The 3780-nt window shown below is 57.6% G+C and carries 4 protein-coding genes; 3 read left to right on the top strand and 1 reads right to left on the bottom strand.

The features are described from left to right. A partial coding sequence (locus VGG64_21205; GenBank protein HEY1602134.1) for a hypothetical protein occupies positions 1–228 on the bottom strand: 228 nt, incomplete at its 3' end. 238 nt (positions 229–466) lie between these two features. Here VGG64_21205 and VGG64_21200 point away from each other — a divergent pair. From VGG64_21200 to VGG64_21190, 3 genes are all read left to right on the top strand, one after another. Continuing rightward, entirely contained in the window at positions 467–1318 is an 852-nt protein-coding gene (locus VGG64_21200) for an alpha/beta hydrolase (GenBank protein ID HEY1602133.1), read from the top strand. 167 nt (positions 1319–1485) lie between these two features. Next, complete coding sequence (locus VGG64_21195; protein ID HEY1602132.1) at positions 1486–2775, top strand: aspartate aminotransferase family protein; 1290 nt, start codon at positions 1486–1488, stop codon at positions 2773–2775. A 246-nt stretch (positions 2776–3021) separates the two neighbouring features. Further along, positions 3022–3780, top strand: a 759-nt coding sequence (locus VGG64_21190) for a cytosine permease (GenBank protein ID HEY1602131.1), incomplete at its 3' end; no start/stop codon positions are given.

Genomic DNA, 3780 nt, shown 5'->3' with positions numbered 1-3780 from the left:
TTCCCAGCCAAAAATCTCCTGCGACTCATGGGTGCGCAAGCGCCCATAGCGCGGCTGCACGTTTATTACCTTCGACGCATCCAGACTGACGGTCTTGCAGATCACCGCGCCCCAACCCTCATCGAAGGCCTTGCCGATGACATTTGCGTTCGTCCCCGGCGGCCCGGAGCCAATTACGAACGGGTTCGGTAGTGTTAAACCGTCGACAGTCGTGGTGAGATCGGCCATAAAAATATGCTCGGCGGTTCAGTTCAGGCTTGAAAGTTTCTTCAGGAGGCACTGTCTAACATGGACAGTGTCGGGCAATTATACCCGGGCATCTCTGCCAGGATGAGCCGACTGATAGCTAAACCGCCTCGGCGGCCATGACGCGATGCAATGGCGGCTAGCCGCTATCGACTTTTGCTCCTAGACTAATTCTCGCCCTGGCTTTCTATCGTAACGAGGATGCTTTTGCGGAATTCTTATGGCTGCCATGCGAGCGGAAAGGAATGCCCAAAACTCTTCCGAGCCGAACTTGGTAAAAGGGACGTTTAGCTTCCAAGAATTGCCTGGGCTCATGTCGCTCCTCGTTGTCGGCGAAGGAGTGCCCTTGGTGGTTTTCCCGGGTTTATCACGAGATTCTCGCCCGCTGACTCCTCGAATCGCGGCCCGTCAGGCGGCCGGATACCGGGGTCTAGCCCGTGTAACGGGCAGATCTGTGCACGTCTTGTATCGTCCGCGCAAACTGCACCCCGCGTTGACTATGTCAGAGTTGGCAGCAGCGCACGCCAAAGCATTAGACGAATTGTTCGCCGCGCCGATCGACTTGATGGGGGTTTCGACCGGAGGGGCCATTGCTTTACAACTCGCAGTGGATCGTTCAAAAACCCTTCATCGTCTGATCGTTGCCGGTGCCGCCGGTTCATTGGGCGAAAGCGGACGTTGCCGGCTAGAAGAATACGGCAGACTTATTTCGCAGGGCAAAAGTGGAGCTCGCCTCCTGGCCTCTGTATTAGCAGGACCGATGCTGCGATGGCCGGCGACGCTAATGCTCTGGCTCGAGGAATGGATGGAACGAGACCTCGACCCCAGCGACATGCTGGCCACGATCCATGCCGAATGCGGCTTCAACGTTTATCCTAGCTTGTCCGAGATCACTGCCCCCACGCTGGTGATTGCTGGAGAAAATGACCGCGCGTTTTCGCCGGAACAGTTCCGTGCGACTGCTGACGGCATTCCCAACGCCAAGCTCGTGCTCTATCGAAACCGCGGGCACGTCACGGCGATGTTCGATCCACGCTTTGGTCGCGATGCGACCGCATTTCTTAACGATTGACTACCATGCCTTCCCGGGTAGCGGAGGGCATAGCCGCGGATTTGCCGCAAGTTGTCGACTTGCGGATACCGCCGCACGGCACTAGAAATACCCACGCTGTAGCATGCCCCGTAGCCAGATAGTGGCGCTATTTTAACCAAGCTGCCGTATTGATTCGGGAGTGGCCTATGAGCTCGGACATTGTGGACAGGCATCGCGAGTTTCTTTTTCCAGCCATCGCAACCTATTACCAGGAACCGTTGGCACTCGTGCGCGGCGAGGGAGCTTACGTTTGGGATGATTCAGGCCAGCGATACCTGGACGCATTCGGCGGCGTTCTGACTATCAGCGTCGGCCATAGTAATCCGCGGGTTGTCGAAGCGATTGTCGAACAGGTCAAGACGCTTTCGCACGTATCGACCCTTTATGCCAACGGCCCCCAGTCTCGCCTGGCAGAGCGGATGGCGGAAATTGCGCCTGGCAAATTGAAGAAGAGTTTCTTTACGAACAGCGGCACCGAAGCCAACGAAACGGCCATTGCTGCGGCGAAGCATTTTACCGGCCGGTCCGAAATCGTGGTGCTGCGCCATAGCTACTCGGGTCGGTCCGCTCAAACTTTGACGGCGGCTGGCCAATCCCCCTGGAAACGCCTACCCGCGCAAGTGCCTGGGTTCGTTCACGCCCATGCACCCTATTGCTATCGATGTCCGTTCCACTTGGAATACCCCCAGTGCGGTATTGCGTGTGCGGACGATATCGAGGAGCTGATCCATACGTCGACGACCGGTGAGATCGCCGCGTTTATGGCCGAAACCATCATCGGGTCTGGAGGTTTCATTGTGCCTCCTCCAGGTTATTTCGAACGCGCCGTGGCAATCGCCCGAAAATACGGTGGCTTGTTCATCGCAGACGAAGTGCAGACGGCCTGGGGACGTACAGGGGAAAAGTGGTTCGGCATCGAACATTGGAATGTTGACCCTGACGTGATGGTTAGCGCCAAGGGAATGGGCAACGGCGCCCCGGTAGCGGTGACGATTGCCACCCCGGAAGTCGCCGACAAATATCCGGGTATCACATTTGCGACGTTTGGGGGAAACCCTGTCTCGATGTCAGCGGCGCTTGCCACAATTTCGGTGATCGAGGATGACAATCTACGCCGCAATGCGCAGATCGTTGGCGAGCATTTGCGCAAAAAGCTCGAAGAGCTCAAAGAAAAACACGCTCTCGTGGGGGACGTTCGTGGCATGGGGCTCATGCAGGGCATCGAGTTGGTCACCGACCGCAAGACCAAACAGCCGGCACCGCAAGCCGTGCTCGACATCTTCGAAGAGACAAAACGCCGCCACGTGCTGTTGGGAAAAGGCGGGTTGTATGGCAACGTTATCCGCACTGGTCTCCCGCTCAACGCTTCCATAGCGCACGCCGATGAGTTGGCCGAGGCGTTGGACCACGGCTTGACGTTCGCCGCCCGAAGTTAGCATGGCGGATAGCGAGGGACACAAGGCGAGCGTGGTCAAAATCATCGCGCGCGACTTGACCACTAGATCTTACGTGCCCGAATCGAGTGCCAGGATGCGGCGAGCCGCTTGCCAGCACAAGACCGAGCGGAATGTTATGCGGCGTTGTCGTCATTCAATTCCTCCGGCCGCTTTGCAGCAGGTACGCGCTGCCCCCGGCCCGTCAAATGGAAACCGAATAGTTCTCAACCTAGGTCGACAGGAATCATGACGCCATCATCCCCTTCGAGACCGGGAGCTGCGCGAGCGGGCGATTTCGAGCTGCCGCCTGACCTGAGTAGTTCGCCCTACTACAGCCGCGATATGGCGCCCGTCGCGCGTGCTGACCGGCGATGGGGTATGAAGGACATCGCTGTGCTGTGGGTATCGATGTCCGCCTGCATTCCAACCTACATGCTGGCTTCCTCGCTCATCGACGAGGGGATGAACTGGTGGCAGGCCGTGCTGACAATTTTTTTGGGCAACGTGATCGTGCTCTTGCCGATGGTCCTCAATGCACACGCGGGCACCAAATACGGCATTCCGTTTCCAGTTTATTGCCGCGCTTCATACGGGATCCTTGGGGCAAACGTGCCTGCACTCTTGCGCGCGCTTGTGGCTTGCGGCTGGTTCGGGATACAGACCTGGATTGGTGGCTGGGCTATCTACAAGATTTTGTCTCTCTTTATTCCATCGTGGGATGGCGCTCAACCGCTGGCAAACATCGGCGTGAGCCTACCGCAACTGGGATGCTTCTTACTCTTCTGGACGATCAACATGATCGTTGTCTACCGGGGGATCGAGTCGATTCGCGTTCTGCTCAACATTAAGGCGCCGCTATTGGTGGTCCTGGGAATGGCGCTTTTGGTGTGGGCTTATTGGGGGGCCGGTGGTTTCGGAACGATGTTTTCCCAGCCGTCCGCCTTCTCAGCCTCGGGGCCTAAGGCGGGGCAGTTCTGGGCGTTTTTCTTTCCGGCACTGACGGCG

Source organism: Pirellulales bacterium (assembly GCA_036490175.1).
Taxonomy (GTDB): Bacteria; Planctomycetota; Planctomycetia; order Pirellulales; family JACPPG01; genus JACPPG01.
This window is presented reverse-complemented; position numbering and strand designations above follow the sequence as displayed.